This window comes from Amycolatopsis sp. NPDC039088 (genome assembly GCF_055598845.1).
On record NZ_JBVKAE010000035.1, the window covers coordinates 65,776 to 86,658 of the forward strand.

The following is a 20,883-nucleotide window of genomic DNA, read 5'->3' on the forward strand; positions in this document are numbered from 1 at the left end:
CCCCGCGGACACGGCGTCCGCAGGGGAAGTATTCATCACGGGCAGATGAAGGTCTGGCCCGCGTAGGAGAGTCCGGCCCCGAAGCCGACGGCGAGTACGACGTCGCCGGACTTCACGGTGCCCGCCTTGCGCATGTGGTCCAGCGCGAGGGGGATGGACGCGGACGAGGTGTTGCCCGAGTACTTGATGTCGTCGGCCACGACCATGTCCTCGCGGCCACCCTTGGCGCGCAGCTTCTTGGCGATGGCTTCGACGATGCGCAGGTTGGCCTGGTGCGGGATCAGCACGTCCACATCGGACGGTTCGAGCCCGGCCAGCTCCAGCGCCCGCAGCGCGATCGGCGCGATCTGGGTGGTCGCCCACCGGAAGACCGACTGGCCCTCCTGGTAGATCCACTTGTCGTCGCGCATGTAGATGAGGTCGACGTGCTCGCCGGCGCTGCCCCAGGCGACCGGCCCGATCTGCGGGGTGTCGGCCGCGCCGACCACCGCGGCACCGGCGCCGTCGGCGAAGATGATCGCGTTCGCGCGGTCGACCGGGTCGACGTGGTCGGTGAGCTTTTCGGCGCCGATGACGAGTGCCTTCTTCGCGCTGCCCGCCCGGATCAGGTCCGAGGCGACGCCGAGGCCGTAGCAGAATCCGGCACAGGCGGCGTTGAGGTCGAACGCGGCCGGATGCGTGATCCCGATCCGGTCGGCCACCTGGGCGGCGGCGTTCGGGATCTGGGTGGGCATCGTGCAGTTGGGCAGGATGACCGTGTCCACTTCGGACGGATCGACGCCGGCGTCGGCCAGCGCGGCCGTGCCTGCCTTGACCGCCATGTCGACCAGTGACTCGTCCTTTTCGGCGAACCGGCGCTCGATGATGCCGACGCGGTCGCGGATCCACTGGTCGTTGGTGTCCATGATCTTCGAGAGATCGTCGTTGGTCACGATCTTCTCGGGTTGGAAGCTTCCGACCCCGAGGATGCGGGTCCCGGCGGCGCCCGGCGCCTGCCGCAAGGTGGATCGGTCGGTCACGAAGCGTCCTCCTGCCCCTGAAGCTTCGCCAGCTCGGCGGGCGTCTTCAGTGCGATGGTGGTGGTCACGGTTCCCTTGAGCTGTCGCTTGACCAGTCCCGTCAGCGTCCCCGCCGGCGGCAGTTCGAGCGTCGAAGTGACACCCAAGGAAACCAGCCCGTCCATGGTGAGGTCCCAGCGCACCGGGCTGGTGACCTGCTTGACCAGCCGGTCGAGGTATTCGGCCCCACCGGTGACGACCTGGCCGTCGGCGTTCGACAGCAGCGGACGCGTGGGGTCCGCCGGGGTGATCTTCGCAGCGTGGGCGGCCAGCGCCTCACGCGCGGGTGCCATGTACGACGTGTGGAACGCACCCGCGACCTTGAGCGCGCGGACCTTGGTGCCTTCGAGCGGCTCGGCCACGATCTTCTCGATCGCGGCGGCGGAGCCGGAGGCGACGATCTGCCCCGCGCCGTTGCGGTTCGCCGCGGCGAGACCGTGACCTTCGAGCCAGGCGACGACCTGTTCCGGGTCGCCGAGCATGACCGCGGCCATGCTCGTGGGCTCCAGCGCGCACGCCTTCGCCATCTCCGCGCCACGGACGGCGGCCAGCGCGACGGCGTCCTCAGGGCTCAGCACCCCGGCGATGGCGGCGGCGGCCAGCTCACCGACGGAGTGACCGGCGACCGGCGCGTCCGCGGCGACCGGGGCCACACGCTGCAGGTGCTCGAACGCCAGCAGGGACAGCGCCACGATCAGCGGCTGCGTGATCGCGGTGTCCTGGATCTCTTCGGCGTCCGCTTCGGTGCCGAGGCGGACGAGATCGAGACCGGCGCGCTCGGACCAGGCTTCGACGCGCGCGCGGGCACCGTCGAGCTCGAGCCAAGGGGAGAGCATGCCTGGGGCTTGGGAACCCTGACCGGGGGCGAGGACTGCTGCTGTCACCTCTCAAGGGAACACTCTCGGCCACCATGGTCGTGATGCCGACGCTCACCAAGTCCGGCCTACGTAATTGTAGAAACCCTCCAAAAGCGCCTTCCTGATCTCCGCTCTTAACCCAAAAGCCTTGTCGGGTTCAATCAGCTTTCGCTATGAAGTCCGTCACTGCGCTGAGTTACCAACCGGTTTTACCAGAGGCCGCGGGAGCGGGCCAGGCGTCCGACTGTCAGTGCCACCTTCAGCACCCAGGCGTCGCGTGATTCGGCGGCGTGGCGGCCGGTGAGTTCGGCCGCCTTCCGCAGCCGGTACCGGACGGTGTTCGGATGTACGAACAGCGTCCGTGCGCAGGTTTCCAGCACGCCGCCGCTGTCGAGGTAGGTCTCGACCGTCCGCAGCAACGCCGGGCCTGCCTCCTCCAGTGGCCGGGCGATCTGCTCGACGAGCAGACGTTCCGCCTCGGGATCGCCGGACAACGCGCGTTCCGGCAGCAGGTCGATCGATCTCGCCGGCCGCGGCGCACCGGGCCAGCCGACGACGGCGCGCAGGCCCGACAGCGCTTCGGTGGCGCTGTGGTGCGCCTCGGCGAGGGTGGGCACCGTCGGACCGGCGACGACCGGGCCCTCGGCGAAGGCGACAGACAGCTTGGTGAGGATTTCGCGGTCCTTGACGCTGCCGTCGGTGGGCCCGGCGACGACCACGACCAGCCGGGACCCTTGCACCGAAAGCAGGACGGGACGGCCGACCCTGGCGGCGCGGCTGCGGACCTCGAATACGACGGCGGGCGGGTCGTCCGAGGTCGGCGTGCCGACCAGCGCGGTGGCCGGTGCGGCCGGATCCCAGCCGAGCGCGGCGGCGCGGGACAGCACCGCCTCCTCGGCGTCACCGCGGACGATGCCGTCGACGACCAGCGCCTCCAGTCGCGCGTCCCAGGCGCCGCGTGCCTCGGCGGCGGCCGCGTAGGAGTTGGCGGCGGCGAACGCGATCTCCCTGCCGTAGCGCAGGATCCCCTCGATCAGCGCGGCGCGCTCCGCCTCGCTCGCGGCGAATTCCGGCAGCTGCTCCTCGAACACCTCGATCGCGAGCCGCACCATGCCGACCGCCTGTCGCAGGCTCACCCAGCGGGACAGCTCGGCGGGCGCTTCGCGGAACGCCTCGGTGGTGAGGGAGAGGGCCTCCTTCGAGTCGCGGAGCCAGTCGACGAACCCGGCGGCACCCGCTTGGGTGATCAGCAGGACGCTCGCGCGCTGGTCGGCGGGGAGGCGGGCGAACCAGCTCAGCCGCTCCTCCATCACCGCGACGCTCGCGCTCGCGAGCCGGCCGGAGGCGTGGTCGAGCCGCCGGAGGGTCTTGGCGGACAGCCCGTGGTGCTTGGGCACACGCCGTCCGGAAGTCGCATCAGCCATGGTCAGCCGATCCTAGTCCGACCGGCCACGATGCCCGTCGTCCTGCGGTCCTTCCGCCTGCTTGTCCGAAGTGGACAGTCATGGTGTGCGAATTGTGAAAGGTGTTTGCATAAAACTCGAGGCCGCCCGGCGCTAGCGTTTTTCGCTGCGCCGGACGGCCTCGTCTCCCCGGTCCCCACCGGTAGAACAAGTATGGGACTTGTGGATCTTTTCCCGCTAGTTGACTCACTCGATCGTGGGGTGCCGAGTTGCCGGTGAGGTGCTCGTGATCAACGATCCCTCGCAAGTCGCGCCAGGTACGGCGCGGATCGCAGAGGAGGGAGTTCGCCGTGGGCGAGCAGCTGAAAGACGGTCTGGGGCAAGCATGGAACCTTGTCGCCACCTTCGTGCCCAAACTGGTCGGATTCCTGATCATCCTGCTCATCGGCTGGTTGATCGCGAAGGCCGTTTCGAAGGCATTGGGACTGGTTCTGTCGAAGATCGGTTTCGGCAAGCTCATCGAGAAGACCGGACTCACCGGAACGCTGAAACAAGCGAATGTCGACGCCGGTGGGATCCTCGTCAAACTCGTGTACTACTTCATTCTCCTGATCGCCCTGCAACTCGCCTTCGGGGTATTCGGTGAGAGCAATCCGGTCAGCGCGCTGCTCAACGACATCATCGCGTTCCTGCCGAGGATCCTGGTGGCGCTGGTGCTGGTGATCGTCGCGGCCGCCGTCGCGAAGGTCGTCCGCGACCTGGTGACCGGCGCCCTGTCGACCCGCCCTGCCGGACGGCTGCTCGGCACGATCGCGTACTGGATGATCGTCGCGTTCGGCGTCATCGCCGCGCTCGGCCAGGTGAACATCGCGACGGCCGTGACCGGGCCGGTTCTGGTCGCCGTGCTCGCCACCATCGGCGGCGTGATCGTCGTCGGCTTCGGCGGCGGCCTGATCAAGCCGGCGCAGGAGCGCTGGCAGGGCTGGCTGGCCAACCTGCAGGGCCAGCTGGACGCCGCCCCTCAAGGGCAGGCTTCCGGCAAGCGGGAAGTCCGTTCGGAGCCGCCGACGTCACCCGTGGGCATCGGTCGCGTAGATTCCTGAGCATCCCGCGGGCCCGGTGATCGAGGAAGGCACCGGGCCCGCGTGGAGCTGAAGGGGTCCATCGCCGCTCAACACGCGGCGAAGGGCCCCTTCGTCGTACTGGGCGCGGGCTCACTACGCCACTCCAGCGGCTCTCCAGCCGGTTCCCTGTTCCGCACCTCACACTCCCTAGGGAATGGCGGCGCGGCGGAGCATGTTGGAGCGGTAGACGGAGAGGGGCGCGGACGTGGACTTCCTGCTGCACAACGGTGTCACGGTGCTCGGACAATGGATTTCCTTCGCCGAGCTGGCGGGGCAGATCTTCGCGCTGGCCGTGGTCTTCCTGGCGCAACGCCGCACGCTGTGGACCTGGCCGGTCCAGGTCGGCGCCACCGTGCTGCTGTTCTCGGTCTACCTTTCGGCGCATCTCGGCGGGCTCGCCACCAGGCAGGTCGCGATCCTCGCCATCTCGATCTACGGCTGGTGGGCCTGGTCCCGCCGCAGCGATCCGATCTACGGCGTCGTCGTCCGCAAGGGGCGCCTCTCCGAGCGGCTGGCGATGCTCGGGGCGTTCGCGATCGGCACCACCGCGATGGCACTGGTCCTCGACGCGCTGGACGCCTCGTGGGCGCCGTGGCCGGACGCCGCGATCTTCGTCGGCACCCTGGTCGCCTTCGCCGCGCAGGGCGCGGGTCTCGTCGAGTTCTGGCTGGTGTGGCTGGTCGTCGACGCGATCGGTGTGCCGCTGCAGCTCTCCTCGGGCCTGTACTTCTCGGCCGCGGTCTACATCGTCTTCGCCGGGCTGGTCGTCCACGGCTGGTGGAGCTGGAACCGCACGGCGAAACAGGTCCGCACCGCGCCCTCCAGCGCCACCACGGCCTCCGCCTGACCCGCGTTTCATCCTCTAAACGCGGTAGTTGGTATCGCCAACCACCGCGTTTAGAGGACGAAACGCGTGAGGGTCAGCGCATGGTGGCGTGCGAGGGCTTGAGGTCGGCGAGGGTGCGGACGCCCAGCAGCTGCATGGTCCGGACGATCTCGCCGCGCAGGATGTCCACGCACCGCTGGACGCCGCGTTCGCCACCGGCCATCAGGCCGTACAGGAACGCGCGGCCGATGAGCACCGCGTCGGCACCGCGCGCGATCGCGGCCACGATGTCACCGCCGGAGAGGATGCCGGTGTCGACCCACACCTCGGCGTTGCCCTGGATCTCGTCGAGCACCGCCGGGAGCAGTTCGATCGGGGTCGGCGCGCGGTCGAGCTGACGTCCGCCGTGGTTGGACAGCAGGACCGCGTCGGCGCCGTGCTTGACCACGTCACGCGCGTCGTCGACGTTCTGGATGCCCTTGACCACGAGTTTGCCCGGCCAGGTCTGGCGGACCCAGTCGAGATCGTCGAAGTTCAAGGTCGGGTCGAAAAGCTTGTTGAGCAGCTCGGCGACCGTGCCGTCGAAGTTGCTCAACGACGCGAAGGTCAGTGGCTCGGTGGTCAGCAGGTTGAACCACCACGCCGGATGCATCGCGCCGTCGGCGAACGTCTTGAGGGTGAGCGCGGGCGGGATGGTCAGCCCGTTGCGGACGTCGCGCAGCCGCGCGCCCGCGACCGGGGTGTCCACGGTCAGCATGAGCGTGTCGAATCCGGCAGCCCAGGCGCGATTCATCAGATCTTCGCCCGCCTTGTGGTCGCGCCAGACGTAGAGCTGGAACCACTTGCGGGCCTCGGGCGCGGCCGCCGCGAGATCTTCGATCGACGTCGTCGCCATGGTCGACAACCCCATCGGGATGTCGTTGCGCTGCGCGACGCGGGCCACCGCGGACTCGCCCTCGTGGTTCATCATCCGCGTGAACCCGGTCGGCGCGAACGCGAACGGCAGCGCCGAACGCTTGCCGAGGATCTCCCTGCTGGTGTCCACATCGGACACCCCGCGCAGGACGTTCGGGTGAAATTCCACGCTGCGGAAGGCCTGTCGGGCGCGACGGAGGCTGTCCTCCAGCTCCGCGGCGCCGTCGGTGTAGTCGAACGCCGCCCGTGGTGTCCGCTTGCGGGCGATCATCCGCAGGTCGGCGATCGTGTGCGCGCTCGCCAGCCGCCGCTCCGTCGGGTTGAGCACGATCGGCTTCGGCCGCAGGATCTGCTTCAGTTCACTCGGCTTCGGCAGTCGACGCTTCGTCACACTCGCTCACCCTCTCGTAAACATCCGATGTATCACCCTAGCTCGTCCGCCGCCGGACGCGATGAAGGGACCTTTCCTTGCGAAATTCGCAAGGAAAGGTCCCTTCATCTCAGCGTCAGGCGCTGCCGGAGTCCGACAACTGCGGACCCGCGGCGGCGACGTCGTCGAGGCGGTACTTCCGCGCCGCCTCCGCCACCTTCGCCTGGTCGAACTCGCCGCGCTTCGCGAGCGCGCTCAGCGTGCCGACCACGATCGACTGCGCGTCGACCAGGAACTTCCGCCGGGCGGCCGGGCGGGTGTCGGAGAACCCGAACCCGTCGGTGCCCAGCGTCAGCATGTCGGCAGGCACCCACGGGCGGATCAGATCCGGTACCGCGCGCATCCAGTCCGACACGGCGACGACGGGCCCGTTCACGCCGGACAGCTTCTGCGTGACATACGGCACACGCGGGGAGTCGCCCGGGTGGAGCAGGTTGTCGTGGTCGACCTCGACGGCCTCGCGCCGCAGCTCGGTCCACGACGTCGCCGACCACACGGCCGCGCGGACGCCCCACTCCTCGGCCAGCATCTGCTGTGCGCGGAGCGCGTCCGGCATGGTCACGCCGGACACCAGGATCTGCGCCTCCGGACCGTCGCCCGACGGGGCATCGGCGTAGCGGTACAGACCCTTGAGCAGGCCGTCGACGTCGAGGTTCTCCGGCTCGGCGGGCTGCTGGTACGGCTCGTTGTAGATCGTCATGTAGTAGAAGACGTTCTCGCCGTTGCCGTCCGGCCCGGTCTCGCCGTACATCCGGCGGAGACCGTCCCGCACGATGTGGGCGATCTCGAACGACCACGCCGCGTCGTAGGCCACGACGGCCGGGTTGGTCGCCGCCAGCAGCAGCGAGTGCCCGTCGGCGTGCTGCAGGCCCTCACCGGTCAGCGTGGTGCGGCCGGCGGTGGCGCCGAGCACGAACCCGCGGGCCATCTGGTCCGCCGCCGCATAGAGGCCGTCACCGGTCCGCTGGAACCCGAACATCGAGTAGAAGATGTAGATCGGGATCATCGGCTCGCCGTGCGTGGCGTACGAGGTGCCGACGGCGGTGAACGACGCGGTCGACCCCGCCTCGTTGATGCCCTCGTGCAGGATGACGCCCTTTTCGGACTCCTTGTAGGCCAGCATCAGGCTCGCGTCGACCGACGTGTACGTCTGGCCGTGCGGGTTGTAGATCTTGGCCGTCGGGAACATCGAGTCGAGGCCGAAGGTGCGCGCCTCGTCCGGGATGATCGGGACGATCCGCTTGCCGATCTCGGAGTCCTTCGCCAGCTCACGGACGAGCCGGACGAACGCCATCGTGGTGGCGACCTCCTGCTTGCCCGAGCCCTTGCGAATGCCTTCGTAGACCTTGTCGCCCGGCAGAACGAGCGCCTTCGCGGCCTTCGGACGGCGCTCCGGCAGGAATCCGCCGAGCGCCTTGCGGCGGCCGATCATGTACTCGATCTCCGCCGAGTCCTTGCCGGGGTGGTAGTACGGCGGCAGCTTCGGGTCGCGCTCGAGTTCCTCGTCGCTGATCGGGATGCGCTGGGCGTCCCGGAACAGCTTGAGGTCGTCGAGGGTGAGCTTCTTCATCTGGTGCGTGGCGTTGCGGCCCTCGAAGGACGGGCCGAGGCCGTAACCCTTGATGGTGTGGGCCAGGATCACCGTCGGCTGGCCGTGGTGCTCCAGCGCCGACTTGTAGGCCGCGTAGACCTTGCGGTAGTCGTGCCCGCCGCGCTTGAGGTTCCAGACGTCGGCGTCGGAGAGGTCCTTGACCAGCTCCTTCGTCCGCGGGTCGCGGCCGAAGAAGTGCTCACGGACGAAGGCGCCGTCGTTGGCCTTGTAGGTCTGGAAGTCGCCGTCCGGCGTGGTGTTCATCAGGTTGACCAGCGCGCCGTCACGATCGGCGTGCAGCAGCGAGTCCCACTCGCGGCCCCAGATGACCTTGATGACGTTCCAGCCGGCGCCGCGGAAGTACGACTCCAGCTCCTGGATGATCTTGCCGTTGCCGCGCACCGGACCGTCGAGCCGCTGCAGGTTGCAGTTGATCACGAAGGTCAGGTTGTCGAGACCCTCGCCCGCGGCCACGTGGATGAGGCCGCGCGATTCCGGCTCGTCCATCTCGCCGTCGCCGAGGAACGCCCAGACGTGCTGATCGCTGGTGTCCTTGATGCCGCGATCGCGCAGGTAGCGGTTGAACCGCGCCTGGTAGATCGCGTTCATCGGGCCGAGCCCCATGGACACTGTGGGGTTCTCCCAGAATTCCGGCATCAGCCGCGGGTGCGGGTACGACGGCAGGCCGCCGCCCTCACCGGCGTGCGAGTACTCCTGGCGGAACCCGTCCAGCTGGCTCTCGGTCAGCCTGCCCTCGAGGAACGCGCGGGCGTAGATGCCGGGGGAGGCGTGACCCTGGATGAAGATCTGGTCGCCGCCGCTGGAGTGGTCCTTGCCACGGAAGAAGTGGTTGAAGCCCACCTCGTACAGCGCCGCGGACGAGCCGTAGGTCGAGATGTGCCCGCCGACGCCCACGCCGGGGCGCTGCGCGCGGTGCACCATGATCGCGGCGTTCCACCGGATGTAGGCGCGGTAGCGGCGCTCGATCTCCTCGTCACCGGGGAACCAGGGTTCGTTCTCGGTGGGGATGGTGTTGACGTAGTCGGTCGACGTCAGCGCCGGAACGCCGACGTGGCGTTCCCTGGCCCGCTCGAGGATGCGCAGCATCAGGTACCTGGCGCGCTGCTGACCACCCCTGGCCAGCGCCTCGTCGAAGGAGTCCAGCCATTCGGCAGTCTCCTCCGGGTCGATGTCGGGCAGGTGCGCCGCCAATCCGTCACGGATGACGCGGACGCGTGCCGGGGTCTCCTTGCCGGAGGCGCCGTCGTTCTGCGGGGCCAAGGGGTCTCCTTGCGAAAGGTGGTAGCTGGTTGTGCTCGTACGCGGGCGTGTTCGCCTTCCATCGTCGTACTCGGATTCCGTTCACGGCACCGCTACTGATCGGTAACGTTCGCGGACCCGATTGCGACACGCCTCGCGCGCGCCTGTATTCGCGCGCGCGTTTTCTCCTCCACCCTAAAGCAGGGGTCTCCGGGGTGCCCAAGCGCGCCCGAATTCGCCTCGCGCGAGTAGGCCGAATGTCCGTACGCTGCGACACGAGTTGTTCAAGATCCGGTGTGGACGGTTGCGCGCAGCGCCTCACCAGTGTTCGCTAACGGGCATCGTGTACCCGAGTGTGGTGCCCGCCCGGTCGATCCGGCCGAGGTGACATCACGCTCCGTCGTAGTTGGAGGAGTGACAGCAGTGGTCGCCGCGGGAGACGCTGATCAGAACAGCGTCGCCGAAAGGCTTGGGATCAAGCCGGACATGGTGGTCCAGGAGATCGGCTGGGACGAGGACGTCGATGACGATCTTCGTGCGGCGATCGAGGAGCAGATCGGCGGCGACATCCTCGACGAGGACGCCGACGAGGTCATCGACGTGGTGCTGCTGTGGTGGCGCGAAGACGACGGTGATCTCGGAGACACGCTGATCGAGGTCCGGACCCCCTTGAACGAGAACGGCGTGATCTGGGTGCTGACCCCGAAGACGGGACAGCCCGGGCATGTCCAGCCGAGCGAGATCGCCGAAGCGGTGCCGCAGGTCGGACTGGCGCAGACGGCCAACATCAGCGCCGGCCCGAAGTGGGCGGGCACCCGGCTGGTGTCGCCGAAGTCGTCCAAGACCAAGCGGTGACCTCGAAGGCCGTGCGATCGACACGATAGGGTTGTCGACGCAGGCCCCTGTTCGCTCTTGAGAGGAAACCGCCGGTATGGCCGTCGAGGTCGGATCGCAAGCCCCGGACTTCACGCTCAACGACTACAACAAGCAGGCCGTGACGCTGTCGTCCTTCCAGGGCGAGAAGCCGGTCCTGCTCGTGTTCTACCCGTTCGCGTTCAGCGGTATCTGCACCGGCGAGCTGTGCCAGCTCCGTGACGAGTTCGCGGACTACGACGGTCAGGGCGTCCAGGTGATCGGTGTGTCCGTGGACACGCCGTTCTCGCTCAAGGCGTGGGCCGAGCAGGAGGGCTACCAGTTCCCCCTGCTTTCGGACTTCTGGCCGCACGGCGAGGTCGCCAAGGCCTACGGCGTCTTCAACGAGGCGGCGGGACTGGCCACCCGTGGCACCTTCCTGATCGACAAGAACGGCGTCGTGCAGTTCGCCGAGGTCAACCAGCCCGGCGAGGCTCGCGACCAGCAGGCGTGGAAGAAGGCCGTGGCCTCCTTGGCCTGAGTCTTCACCGGTGGCACCCTCGCGGTGCCACCTCCCGGGCGCATAGCTCAGCGGGAGAGCACTCGGTTTACACCCGAGCGGTCGTAGGTTCGATCCCTACTGCGCCCACCGAAAACCCGGCGACAGTCCGCATCCGTGCGGATAGCGTCGGCCGCATGCACGACACTCTGACATGGCGGCCGCTCGTTCCCGAGGACGCCAAGGCGTCGGCGGACCTCCTCAACGCCATCGAGACCGTGGACCGGATCGGCGAGAACTACACCGAGGAGGACACCCTCCAGGAGTTGATCGACCCGTACGCGGATTTGGGGCGCGGCAGTCTCGGTGCCTTCGACGGCGACGTGATGGTCGGCTTCATGAAGGTTCGCTTCAAGCCTTCTGCGGAAGAGGTCCACCGGGTCTTCCTGGACGGCGGGGTGCATCCCGCCTATCGCCGCCGGGGTATCGGCACCGAGCTCGTGGAAGCGGGTGTCAAGGCGGCGAAGGTGCTGCACGAACTGCATCACCCGGCCTCGAAGCTCGCTGTCGACATCCACCGCCCCGAGCACATCGCCGGTCTTGCCGAACTCGCCCGCTCGCAGGGCTTCGTGCCCGCTCGCTACTTCCAGCGCATGGAGCAGCCGCTCGGCGATGCTCTCGGTGCTCCTGCGATCCCCGAAGGATTGCGCGTCGAGCCGTGGTCGGAGCGGAACGACGAGGACTTCCGGATGGTCCGGAACGAGGCGTACCGGGACTACTGGGGCGCGGTGCCCATGCCCGTCGAGCTTTGGCGGAACAAGATCACCAACCAGACTTTCCAGCCCGAGGTCAGCTTCCTGCTCCGTGAGGTGGCGACCGGCATCCCGGTGGGCATGCTGGTGACCATGTACTGGGAAGCCGACACGGAGGCCACCGGGGTCCGCGACGCGCACTTCATGGCCATCGGAACGCTTCGCGAGTATCGGAAGCGGGGTGTCGCCAGTGCGCTGATGGGACACGCGCTGCGGGTCGCCGCCGGACGGGGTTTTGACCGCGCCAGTTTGACCGTGGACTCGGCGAACGCGTCCGGGGCTTTCGGGGTGTTCGAGAAGGCAGGCTTCATGCCGACGATGCGGTTCGTGCGATGGGCGCTCGAAGCCTGAGGCGTTCCGTAGACACGTGAAGACCCTCCTCATTGCGCTAACCGCAATGAGGAGGGCCTTCACGCACCCCCAACACCTGTGGAACGCCTTCGGTTTCGGCGGTCTGGTCTGCCCCCTCGGCAGGCCAGACCGCCGGTGCGCCGCGCCGCGGGTGGCGAACTTTCGGCTGCACAAGAAAAGAGACGGTCGGGACTGCCCAGATACATCAAGATCGGCGGCCATTGGAGTGATCCAGACCACGAGGGGCGATCACGCAAGGTGACAGATCCGGCCGGGCGGATTCCGGATCGACGATGGAGGATTCGGGACACTCAACGTCCCGATTCCTCCATCGTCGCGAGGTTTCACGGACCTGGGGCCGCTCGGGTGAGCCGTTCAGCACCTGCCGGGGTAGCCCTCGCGCAGAGGTAGGCGAATACAGATCCGGCCGGACACGCGACCGGGGCCTAAAGGCGCGCTTTCAGGCGCGGGTGAGCCGGTTCGCCAGGGTCGACATCGTGTATGTCCCGATGCCCATGACGACTTCGAGGGCGTTCCGCTCGGTGTATCCGTGCCCGAGGAAGGCCTTCAGTGTCTCGTCGTCCACGCCGCCGGCGGTTTCGAGTACCGCCAGCGTGAACTGCCGGATGGCTTCCAGCCGCTCGTCGGGCAGCGGCTCCTCCGCGCGGAGTGCCGCGATGACGGCGTCGTCCGCGTCGAACTTCTTCAGCTTGGCGGTGTGCATTTCGACGCAGATGTGGCAGTCGTTGCGGGTCGCCACGGTCATCACCACCGTCTCCCGCGCGACCGGGTCGAGTGTCGTGCGCTCGAAACTCGCGCTGAGTTTCAGGAACCCGTCGAGCAGCTCCGGTGATGTCGCCAGCCGGGCGACGGCGGTGGGGAGGTGGCCGAAATGCCGGATGGTCGCCTCCATCGAGCGACGCGAGGCTTCAGGAGCGGTTTCGAGGGTGTGGTCGGTGAACAAGGCGGCCCCTTAAGATGGTCAATGTGGTTGACGAAAAGGTAAACCAAGTTGTCGATCGACGCAAGAGGATTTTCGATCCGCCCGGTTTCGAGCTGCCGCTCCTGCTGTTCGCGGGCTTCCGTTCGATCATCGACCGGCTGCACGCCGAACTGGCCGAGCAGGGGCATCCCGACGTCCGGCCGGCGTACGGTTTCGCGATGCAGGCGGTCGGCCGCGACGGGGCGACGGCGAGCGAGATCGGACGGCGGCTCGGGGTCTCCAAGCAGGCGGCGGGCAAGACCGTCGACAAGCTGGAGCAGCTCGGTTACGTCGAGCGTGTCGACGATCCGGCCGACGCGCGACGCAAGGTCGTGCGGCTCACCGCACGCGGGTACGACTCGCTCGGCCGGTCCGCGGCGATCTTCGAGGAACTGCGCAAGGAGTGGGTCGCCGCGCTGGGCGCCGACAGGGTCCGAGCGCTCGAAGGTGATCTTCGCGCCATGACGCCGTCGGGCGGCTTCCGTCTCGACGTCGCCAGCTGGTTCGGAGCCTAGAAAGGGCAGCCCGGGTTCGGCGCGTCCTGCGAGAGCGGGCTTCCGTGCGGGAGTACGTAGAGCACCTCCAGCACGATGGGTGTCGTCCCGAGATTCCGTCCGATGTGGACGGTGTCGCTCGGCTCGGTGAAGGCGACGCCCTGCCGGTACAGGCCATCCAGCCCGCAATCGGCGGAGTTGTGCGTCAGCGTGCCCGCCTTGACGTACGCGTAGAGCGTGCCGTCGTGGTAGTGCCAGCCGGTGTAACCGCCCGGCTGGATGACGACCTCACGCAGGACGTAGTCGGTGTCCCCGACCGTCTTCTGCTTCAGGATCGTGCCGGTGACCCCGGAACCAGGGGTCGCCTCCGCCGAGGCTGGGACGGCGAGCGCGAGGACGAGTGTGGCGAGCAGTGTGGTCACGGACCGCAGGCGCATGACGAAAACCGTACCGACTTTCGTGGCCGTCGTCTTCATCGATCCGGGTGTCGCAGGGTTTCCAGATGGCGTCCGAGCACCGTGCGCATCAGCTCCGGCGATGTCCGCCCGGCCGCCATGGCGAGGCCGTCCAGTAGTGCCGCCAGCCGTTCGGTTTCGACCTCCAGGTCGAGGTCGTCGAGCAGTCCGCCCGCGCCACGCGCGCCTTCGAGCACCCTGCGGACGAGCGCGCGGACGCCCGCGTGCGCGCGCTCGACTTCCTCGGCAAGATCCGGGCGGTTTTTCGCGGCGGCGGAGAAGGCCAGCCAGACGTCGGTTTCGGCCCGGGTCTGCTCGGTGAGCGGAAGCAGTTCGCTGAGCAGCGCTTCGGTGAGTTCCTGACGGCGTGAGCGCGGGGTTTCCGGATCGAGTAGTTCGGGGAGGTGGCGCAGCAGCCGGGCTTCCACCCGGTCGCCGAGCGCGCGCATGGCGAACACGATGAGCTCGTCGTGGCCGCGGAAGTAGTGCCGCACCGAACCGATCGCGAGGCCGGCCTCGTCGGCCACACCTCTGAGCGACGCCTGCGCGAGGCCGTCTCGCTGGATCACCCGGAAGACGGCTTCGGCGATTTCCAGGCGCCGGGCCGCGGGGTCGACGATCTTCGGCATGTTGTCTTTATAGCACGCCCCTGCTATTTTATTTAGCACACACGTGCCATAAAGGGGGAGTTCATGCGGAGCTGGTTGTTGATCGCGCTGGTGGTCGCCGTGGTGATCGTGATCGTCGTGCGCAGGCTGCGTGGTGAGCCGCTGGTGGTCCGTGAGGTGTTCGGGGCGCCGGTGGTCCTGCTCGCGATCGGGGCCTACGGGCTGACCAAGCTCGAAAGTTTCACCTTCACCGACGGTGCCTGGCTCGTACTGGGCTCCGTGGTCGGTTGCGGCCTCGGCGCGGTGCGCGCGGCCACCACGAAACTGTTCGAGCGCGACGGCGTGCTGTGGCTGCGATACACCGGCTGGACGTTCGGGGTGTGGGTGCTCTCGATGCTGGTGAACTTCGGGATCGGCTTCCTGGCCACGGCGGCGGGGGCGCATCCCGACGCGCGGCCGGTGACGTTGTCGATCGGCGTGAGCCTGCTGGGGGAGGCGTTGGTGATCGGCCGTCGCGCGAAGACGACGGGGCTGCCGTACGCCCCGCCGTCCGAGTCTGTGCTTTCCCGCCGTTAAGCCAGTTTCTCGACTTCGCTGACGAGGAGCCCGATCTCGTCTTCGGTGTTGAAGTAGTGCACCGAGGACCGGACCATCGACGGCAGCCCACGCGCGGCGAAATCGAACTGCGCGGACGTTGCCTCCGCGACACTGACGTTGATCTTCTTCGTCGCCAGGTGCTGCTTCACTTCCTGCGACGGCGTTTTCGCGACGCTGAACGTGACGATCCCGCATTTCCGCTCGCCCTGGTCATGGACCTGGACGCCGGGGATCTCGCGCAGCGCGTCGCGGAGTTTCGCCGCGAGCGAGGCGACGCGGCCTTCGATGGCGGGCATGCCCCAATGGAGGGCGTAGTCGATCGCCGCGCCGAGGCCGTGCACCGCCGCGTGATCGCGTTCCCAGACCTCGAACATCTTCGCGGTCGGATCGACTTCGTAGGTCTCGGGCGCGGTCCACGCCGCCGAGTGGAGGTCGAGCATCGCGGGCTCGATGCGCTCGCGCAGCCGCGGGTGCGCGTAGAGGAACCCGGTGCCGCGCGGCCCGCGCAGGTACTTGCGGCCGGTCACGCTGAGCGCGTCGCAGTTCAGGCGCGTGACGTCGAGGTCGATCTGACCGGCGCTCTGGCACGCGTCCAGCAGGAACGGGATCCCGGCTTCACGCGCGACCGCGCCGATTTTCTCGGCCGGGTTCACCAGCCCGCCCTGGGTGGGCACATGGGAGACGGCGATCAGCTTGACGTCGCCGTCGATCCGGCGTTTCAGGTCTTCGACGTCCAGCTGCCCGAACTCGTCGTCGTCCACCACCTCGACGACGGCACCGGTGCGCTTCGCGGTCTGCAGGAAGGAGATGACGTTGCTCGCGTACTCGGACTTCGCCGTCAAGATCCGGTCTCCCGCCGTGAACGGCAGCGCGTAGAAGACCGCTTGCCATGACCGGGTCGCGTTGTCGGTCAGCGCGATGTCGTCGGGCCGGGCGCCGACGAGCCGGGCGGCCGAGGCGTAGACCCCCTCGAGCCGGTCCACGGTGGCCGCGGCCTGTTCGTAGCCCCCGATCAGGGCTTCCTCGCGCAAGTAGTCGACGACCGTGTCGGTCACCAGCGCGGGTGGCAGCGAGGAGCCGGCGTTGTTGAGGTGGACCACTTCGGCGCAGCCCGGAGTCTCGGCGCGAGCACGGTTCACATCGAAGTCCGTCATGCCTAACTGAATACAGTACGGCCGAAGTGCATGCAATACTGCCCGCATGACGAGGAACCTGCTCCGGCGCGACCTCGCGGAGGAGATCACCGCCCGGTTGCTCGACGGCCGGATCGCCGCGGACAGCCGGATCAACGAGGTGCACCTCGCCCGCGAACTGGGCGTCAGCCGGACACCGTTGCGTGAGGCGCTGATCGGGCTGGCCGATCGAGGGCTGCTCGTTTCGGCGCCGGGGCGCGGTTTTCTCGTGCCGCCGTTCGATCCGGAAGAGGCCCGGCAGCTGTACCCGCTCGTCGCGGAGCTGGAGTCGCTCGCGTTGCGCTGGAGCTCGCCGCAGGACCTCGCCGCCCTCACCGGCGGACTCGACCGGATCACCGCCGAGATGACCGTGGAACTCGAACGGCAGGGCGATCTCACCGCTTTGGATGACCGCTGGCACGCGCTGCTCGTCTCGCGGTGCACGAACCCGCATCTGCTGCGCCTGCTCGAGCAGACCAAACCGCTGCTGAAACGCTATGACGCGCGCTATTTCGGTGGTGCAGAACGCGCCAGGGAGAGTATCGATGAGCACCACCGGATCGCCGGCGCGATTCGTGCCGCCGACCTCGCGACGGCCTTGGAACTGCTCGTGCGGAACTGGGTGAAAACGTTGGACTATCTGGATGACATGGGGTGAAACGATGTTCGTGACGGCACATCTAAGTGACAACCATCTCGACGGCGGGGATCGCGCGGACGAACGCACCGAGCGCGTGATGCGGTATCTGGAGAACCTGGCGACGCCGGTCGACGCGATCCTGGTGACCGGTGACATCGCCGACCACGGCACGCTCGAGGAGTACCGGCGCGCGGCCGAGCTGTTCAAGACCGGCGTGCCGCTGTTCACCTGCCCCGGAAACCACGACAAGCGCGGTCCGTTCCGTGAGGGACTGCTCGGCCAGGCACCGGACGACGCGCCGGTCAACGCGGTCCACACCGTCGGCGACGTCACGTTCGTGATGGCCGATTCGAGTATCCCCGGCAAGCCCGACGGGCGGTTCGACGACGAGACGATGGCTTGGCTGGACGGGGTCCTCGCCGACGGCGACGGCCCGGCCTTCGTCGCCTTCCATCATCCGCCGGTCGAGCTCGGCCTGCCGCTGGTGGACGCGATGCGCCAGTACGGCGAGGACAAGCTGGCCGACGTGCTCGCGCGTCATCCGCGGGTGGTGGCCCTGCTCTGCGGGCACGTCCACGCCGCGGCGTCGACCACGTTCGCCGGAGTGCCGCTGCGGGCGGCTCCCTCGGTCGGGTCGAGCATCCTGTTCCCGTGGGAGGAGAACGGTCTCCGGCCGTGGGGAGAAGGCGGGCCGATCGACTATGACCTGCCGCCGTCGCTGCTGTTCCACGTGTTGCACGACGACGGCAGGCTGACCACGCACCAGCGCGTGGTCCCCGCCTAACCGCCGAATACCGGCAAGGTGATCCGAGACGGCCGCGCGGGATCGTGGAAGATCTCGAACCGGGCGGGTTTCCCGTCCACCGCGCGGAAAACCGGCTCGTCGGTGCCGTGGTTGCGGGCGAAGCGAGGGAACGCTCCGCCCGCGACCTGCAGCCGTAGCCGGTGCCCGCGCCGGAACCGGTAGGCCGTCGGGTCGAGGTGGACCTCGGCCGCGACCACACCGTCCACATCGGACTCGGTGGAACCGGGGCGCAGGCGGAGGATGCCGTCGGTGACGTTGCGGGAGACACCGCGACCGTCCACATCGCACAGCCGGACGAACACGTCACCGTGGCCGATGTCGGTCCGGATGTGCACCAGCGCGGAGATCTCGCCGATGACGTCGAGATCCCGCTTCAGCCTGTCGCCGGTGAACAGCAGCACGTCCCGGCGCTGCTCGACGATCTTGTTGTCGCGCTGTTTCTGCGCGCCCGTCAGCAGGGGACCGCCGACGGTCGGTGTCGGATCGGCGGGGTCGAAGGTGAACGTGCCGGGTTTCGACTCGACCGGCTCGGCGGGGGAAAGCCCGCCAGGGCGCAGGAAATACGGGGTGGCGTCGGACTTCGGCGGCCAGCTGTCGAAGTCCAGCCACCGCCCGGCACCCTGCAGGTACAGGCGCACCGGGGCCTGCCTCAGCTGGGCCTTGTCGCCGAGCAGATGGGCGGAGAGGAAGCCGATCTGGTCGGTCAGCAGGGTTTTCAGGCTGGCGGGCTCGCCGTGCGCCCACGGGCCGATGGTGATGCGCGGTGCGCGTCCGGCCGCGGCGAGTTCCTTGAAGTCGCGCAGCTGGGCGGAGATGAACAGGTCGTACCACCCGGTCACCATCGTCACCGGCGTCGTCAGCGAAGCGACCTCGGCGCTGTGGTCCGACGGCGCCCAGAAGTCGTCGCCGGGCTCGGCGTGCTCGGAGACGTCTTGGAGGAACCGCACCTGCTTGCCGATGGCCGCGACGTCCGCGCCGGAGATCGGCAGATGCGCCATGGCCGCGCGGGTCTTCTTCGTCTGCCACGGATTCGGCAGGCCGGCGAACCGGCCCTCCTGGCGGCCGATCAGCGCCGACCACGAGACCATGTTGTCGACCGCGAGGATCCCGCCGGGATAGAAGGTCGAGACGAACTCCGACGCGGTGACGCCGAGGCACAGCGCTTCGAGCGGCTCGTCGAGGTACGGCGCGACTGCCCATTGCGTATGGCCGAGGTAGCTCGCGCCTGCCATCGCGACCCGGCCGTCGCACCACGGCTGCTCGCGCAGCCAGGCGATGGTGGCGAGACCATCCTCCTTCTCCAGGTGGAACGGCCGGAACTCGCCGCCGGAGCCGAAGGTCCCGCGCGTGCTCTGGAGGACCGTTTGCAGCCCGTGCCGCGCCAGTGTCTCGCCGAAGACCTTGCTGAACAGGGCCTTCCGGCCATACGGGGTGCGGATCAGCACCACCGGCCGCGGCTCGTCGCCCGGGAGGGCGTAGCGATCCGCGAGCAGCCGGACGCCGTCGGGCATCGGGACGGGAATTCCCTTGGTCGCGATGGGGGCGGGGCCTTCGGCCGGAGGGAGGCCGAGATACCGGTCGAGAAGTCGGTCGAGCACGCCGGGGCCGCCTTTCGTGCGGATGATCACCTTCCGCTTACGACCGTACCCCCGTGACCCCGCGCCCGCCTGAAATGAAAGCGTCCTTCATTGCGGAATTCGCAATGAAGGACGCTTTCTTAGCGCGGGGCAGACCGCCCGGTACCGCCCCGCTGGTCCGGTCAGCCGAGTCGCGCGAGTGTCTCCGGCTTCAGCAGTTTCGCCAGTTCCTCCGCGGGGAGAAGGCCCTTCTCGACGACGAGTTCGGCCACCCCGCGCCCGGTTTCCAGCGCTTCCTTGGCGATCTCGGTCGCCGCCGCGTAGCCGATGCTCGGGTTCAGCGCGGTCACCAGGCCGATCGAGTTTTCGACGTAGCCCCGCATCACGTCGGCGTTCGCGGTGATCCCGGAAACGCACCGCTCCGCCAGCACGAGGCAGGCCGCCCGCAGATGCGTGATGCTCTCCGAAAGCGAGTGCAGGATCAGCGGCTCGAAGGCGTTGAGCTGCAACTGCCCGGCTTCGGCCGCCATCGTGATGGCGACGTCGTTGCCGATGACCTCGAACGCGACCTGGTTGACCACCTCGGGGATCACCGGATTGATCTTGCCCGGCATGATCGACGAGCCCGCCTGCACCGGCGGCAGGTTGATCTCGTTGAACCCTGCCCGAGGCCCGGACGAGAGCAACCGCAGATCGTTGCAGCTCTTCGAAAGTTTCACCGCGATCCGCTTCAGCACACCGGAAAGGTGCACGAACGCACCGCAGTCCTGGGTCGCTTCGACGAGGTCGGCGGCGGTCACGACGGGCAGGCCGGTGATCTCGCGCAGGTGCGCGACGGCGGCTTCGGCGTACCCGGGCGCGGCGTTGAGGCCGGTGCCGATCGCGGTCGCGCCGAGGTTGATCTCGTGCAGCAGCGTCACCGCCTCGGTGAGCCGCAGCCGGTCTTCGCCGAGCATGACCGCGTAGGTGCCGAATTCCTGCCCCAGCGTCATCGGCACCGCGTCCTGCAACTGGGTCCTGCCCATTTTCAGCAAGTCGTGGAACTCGACGGCCTTGGCGGCGAAAGCCTTCTCCAGCACCACCATCGCTTCGGCGAGTTCACGCACGGCGATGATCGTCGCGACGTTGACCGCGGTCGGGTAGGCGTCGTTGGTCGACTGCCCGAGGTTCACGTGCTCGTTCGGGTGCACGCGGGCGTAGTCGCCCTTCTCGTGGCCGAGCAGTTCGAGCGCGCGGTTCGCGATCACCTCGTTGGCGTTCATGTTCGTCGAGGTGCCCGCGCCGCCCTGGATGACGTCGACGACGAACTCGTCGTGCAGGGCACCTTCCCTGATCTCCTTGCACGCGCCGCGGATCGCGTCGGCGACGTCCGGGGCCAGCAGCCCGAGCTCGGCGTTGGCCTGTGCCGCGGCCTCCTTGACCGCGGCGAGCGCCTCGATCAGATGGGGGTAGGAGGAGATCGCGGTGCCGGTGATGGGGAAGTTCTCCCTGGCACGCGCGGTGTGCACGCCCCAGTAGGCGTCGGCCGGGACTTCCTTGTCTCCCAGCAGATCGTGTTCCACACGGTGCATCGAA

The 20,883-nt window shown here is 68.2% G+C and carries 20 protein-coding genes and 1 tRNA gene; 10 read left to right on the forward strand and 11 right to left on the reverse strand.

Translation table 11 applies throughout. From position 1 onward, the window contains the following. Positions 1 to 35: 35 nt before the first annotated feature. The 3 genes from ACZ7KI_RS34160 to ACZ7KI_RS34170 all read right to left on the reverse strand — a co-directional run bounded on the left by ACZ7KI_RS34160 (position 36) and on the right by ACZ7KI_RS34170 (position 3,339). Positions 36 to 1,019 carry a beta-ketoacyl-ACP synthase III gene (locus ACZ7KI_RS34160; protein WP_465504695.1) on the reverse strand — a complete coding sequence of 328 codons (984 nt, stop codon included), beginning with the start codon at positions 1,017 to 1,019 and terminating at the stop codon, positions 36 to 38. Further along, positions 1,016 to 1,942: an ACP S-malonyltransferase gene (locus ACZ7KI_RS34165; RefSeq protein WP_470277157.1), complete on the reverse strand. Its 927-nt coding sequence runs from the start codon at positions 1,940 to 1,942 to the stop codon at positions 1,016 to 1,018. Before ACZ7KI_RS34165 ends, ACZ7KI_RS34160 begins: the two co-directional genes overlap by 4 nt. Before the next feature lie 182 nt (positions 1,943 to 2,124). Next, complete coding sequence (locus ACZ7KI_RS34170) at positions 2,125 to 3,339, reverse strand: PucR family transcriptional regulator (protein WP_465466532.1); 1,215 nt, start codon at positions 3,337 to 3,339, stop codon at positions 2,125 to 2,127. Positions 3,340 to 3,668: 329 nt separating this feature from the next. On the opposite strand from ACZ7KI_RS34170, the gene ACZ7KI_RS34175 reads away from it, so the two are divergent. Further along, positions 3,669 to 4,421, forward strand: a complete 753-nt coding sequence (locus ACZ7KI_RS34175; protein ID WP_470277158.1) for a mechanosensitive ion channel family protein — start codon at positions 3,669 to 3,671, stop codon at positions 4,419 to 4,421. 226 nt (positions 4,422 to 4,647) lie between these two features. Continuing rightward, the gene (locus ACZ7KI_RS34180) at positions 4,648 to 5,289 is read left to right on the forward strand and encodes a nicotinamide mononucleotide transporter family protein (protein ID WP_470277159.1); all 642 of its coding nucleotides are present in this window, start codon (positions 4,648 to 4,650) and stop codon (positions 5,287 to 5,289) included. 73 nt (positions 5,290 to 5,362) lie between these two features. Here the strand turns inward: ACZ7KI_RS34180 and ACZ7KI_RS34185 are convergent, their stop codons facing one another. Together ACZ7KI_RS34185 and aceE are read right to left on the reverse strand one after the other, a co-directional pair. Further along, entirely contained in the window at positions 5,363 to 6,574 is a 1,212-nt protein-coding gene (locus ACZ7KI_RS34185; RefSeq protein ID WP_470277160.1) for an alpha-hydroxy acid oxidase, read from the reverse strand. 115 nt (positions 6,575 to 6,689) lie between these two features. After that, entirely contained in the window at positions 6,690 to 9,485 is a 2,796-nt protein-coding gene (gene aceE, locus ACZ7KI_RS34190; RefSeq protein ID WP_470277161.1) for a pyruvate dehydrogenase (acetyl-transferring), homodimeric type, read from the reverse strand. 402 nt (positions 9,486 to 9,887) lie between these two features. Between aceE and ACZ7KI_RS34195 the strand changes: the two genes are divergently transcribed. The 4 genes from ACZ7KI_RS34195 (at position 9,888) to ACZ7KI_RS34210 (ending at position 11,978) form a co-directional block, all read left to right on the forward strand. Continuing rightward, positions 9,888 to 10,319 (forward strand): DUF3052 domain-containing protein, encoded by a 432-nt coding sequence (locus ACZ7KI_RS34195; protein ID WP_125786920.1) that lies wholly within the window; start codon positions 9,888 to 9,890, stop codon positions 10,317 to 10,319. A 76-nt stretch (positions 10,320 to 10,395) separates the two neighbouring features. Then, positions 10,396 to 10,857, forward strand: a complete 462-nt coding sequence (locus ACZ7KI_RS34200; RefSeq protein ID WP_465504701.1) for a peroxiredoxin — start codon at positions 10,396 to 10,398, stop codon at positions 10,855 to 10,857. 36 nt (positions 10,858 to 10,893) lie between these two features. After that, positions 10,894 to 10,965: transfer RNA gene (locus tag ACZ7KI_RS34205), tRNA-Val, on the forward strand. A gap of 47 nt (positions 10,966 to 11,012) precedes the next feature. Then, positions 11,013 to 11,978 carry a GNAT family N-acetyltransferase gene (locus ACZ7KI_RS34210; RefSeq protein ID WP_470277162.1) on the forward strand — a complete coding sequence of 322 codons (966 nt, stop codon included), beginning with the start codon at positions 11,013 to 11,015 and terminating at the stop codon, positions 11,976 to 11,978. 460 nt (positions 11,979 to 12,438) lie between these two features. Here ACZ7KI_RS34210 and ACZ7KI_RS34215 read toward each other — a convergent pair whose 3' ends face one another. Further along, positions 12,439 to 12,942: a carboxymuconolactone decarboxylase family protein gene (locus tag ACZ7KI_RS34215; protein ID WP_470277163.1), complete on the reverse strand. Its 504-nt coding sequence runs from the start codon at positions 12,940 to 12,942 to the stop codon at positions 12,439 to 12,441. A gap of 14 nt (positions 12,943 to 12,956) precedes the next feature. On the opposite strand from ACZ7KI_RS34215, the gene ACZ7KI_RS34220 reads away from it, so the two are divergent. After that, positions 12,957 to 13,475: a MarR family winged helix-turn-helix transcriptional regulator gene (locus ACZ7KI_RS34220; protein WP_470277164.1), complete on the forward strand. Its 519-nt coding sequence runs from the start codon at positions 12,957 to 12,959 to the stop codon at positions 13,473 to 13,475. On the opposite strand, the gene ACZ7KI_RS34225 is transcribed toward ACZ7KI_RS34220, so the two are convergent. Next, complete coding sequence (locus tag ACZ7KI_RS34225; protein WP_470277165.1) at positions 13,472 to 13,891, reverse strand: cupin domain-containing protein; 420 nt, start codon at positions 13,889 to 13,891, stop codon at positions 13,472 to 13,474. The two genes, ACZ7KI_RS34220 and ACZ7KI_RS34225, sit on opposite strands and share 4 nt — an antisense overlap. 35 nt (positions 13,892 to 13,926) lie before the next feature. Beyond that, positions 13,927 to 14,538, reverse strand: a complete 612-nt coding sequence (locus ACZ7KI_RS34230; protein WP_470277166.1) for a TetR/AcrR family transcriptional regulator — start codon at positions 14,536 to 14,538, stop codon at positions 13,927 to 13,929. A 63-nt stretch (positions 14,539 to 14,601) separates the two neighbouring features. Between ACZ7KI_RS34230 and ACZ7KI_RS34235 the strand changes: the two genes are divergently transcribed. Further along, positions 14,602 to 15,093 (forward strand): DUF1453 domain-containing protein, encoded by a 492-nt coding sequence (locus ACZ7KI_RS34235; protein WP_470277167.1) that lies wholly within the window; start codon positions 14,602 to 14,604, stop codon positions 15,091 to 15,093. Here ACZ7KI_RS34235 and ACZ7KI_RS34240 read toward each other — a convergent pair. Continuing rightward, positions 15,090 to 16,268, reverse strand: a complete 1,179-nt coding sequence (locus ACZ7KI_RS34240) for an aminotransferase class V-fold PLP-dependent enzyme (RefSeq protein WP_470277168.1) — start codon at positions 16,266 to 16,268, stop codon at positions 15,090 to 15,092. The two genes, ACZ7KI_RS34235 and ACZ7KI_RS34240, sit on opposite strands and share 4 nt — an antisense overlap. A gap of 46 nt (positions 16,269 to 16,314) precedes the next feature. Here ACZ7KI_RS34240 and ACZ7KI_RS34245 point away from each other — a divergent pair, with 46 nt between their 5' ends. Together ACZ7KI_RS34245 and ACZ7KI_RS34250 are read left to right on the forward strand one after the other, a co-directional pair. Further along, the gene (locus ACZ7KI_RS34245; RefSeq protein WP_470277169.1) at positions 16,315 to 16,944 is read left to right on the forward strand and encodes a GntR family transcriptional regulator; all 630 of its coding nucleotides are present in this window, start codon (positions 16,315 to 16,317) and stop codon (positions 16,942 to 16,944) included. 4 nt (positions 16,945 to 16,948) lie between these two features. After that, entirely contained in the window at positions 16,949 to 17,710 is a 762-nt protein-coding gene (locus tag ACZ7KI_RS34250) for a metallophosphoesterase (RefSeq protein ID WP_470277170.1), read from the forward strand. Here ACZ7KI_RS34250 and ACZ7KI_RS34255 read toward each other — a convergent pair. Together ACZ7KI_RS34255 and aspA are read right to left on the reverse strand one after the other, a co-directional pair. Next, the gene (locus ACZ7KI_RS34255; RefSeq protein ID WP_470277171.1) at positions 17,707 to 19,329 is read right to left on the reverse strand and encodes a CocE/NonD family hydrolase; all 1,623 of its coding nucleotides are present in this window, start codon (positions 19,327 to 19,329) and stop codon (positions 17,707 to 17,709) included. The genes ACZ7KI_RS34250 and ACZ7KI_RS34255 overlap by 4 nt on opposite strands. A 161-nt stretch (positions 19,330 to 19,490) precedes the next feature. Beyond that, positions 19,491 to 20,879, reverse strand: coding sequence for an aspartate ammonia-lyase (gene aspA / locus ACZ7KI_RS34260; protein ID WP_470277172.1), 1,389 nt, complete (start codon positions 20,877 to 20,879; stop codon positions 19,491 to 19,493). Positions 20,880 to 20,883: the final 4 nt, after the last annotated feature.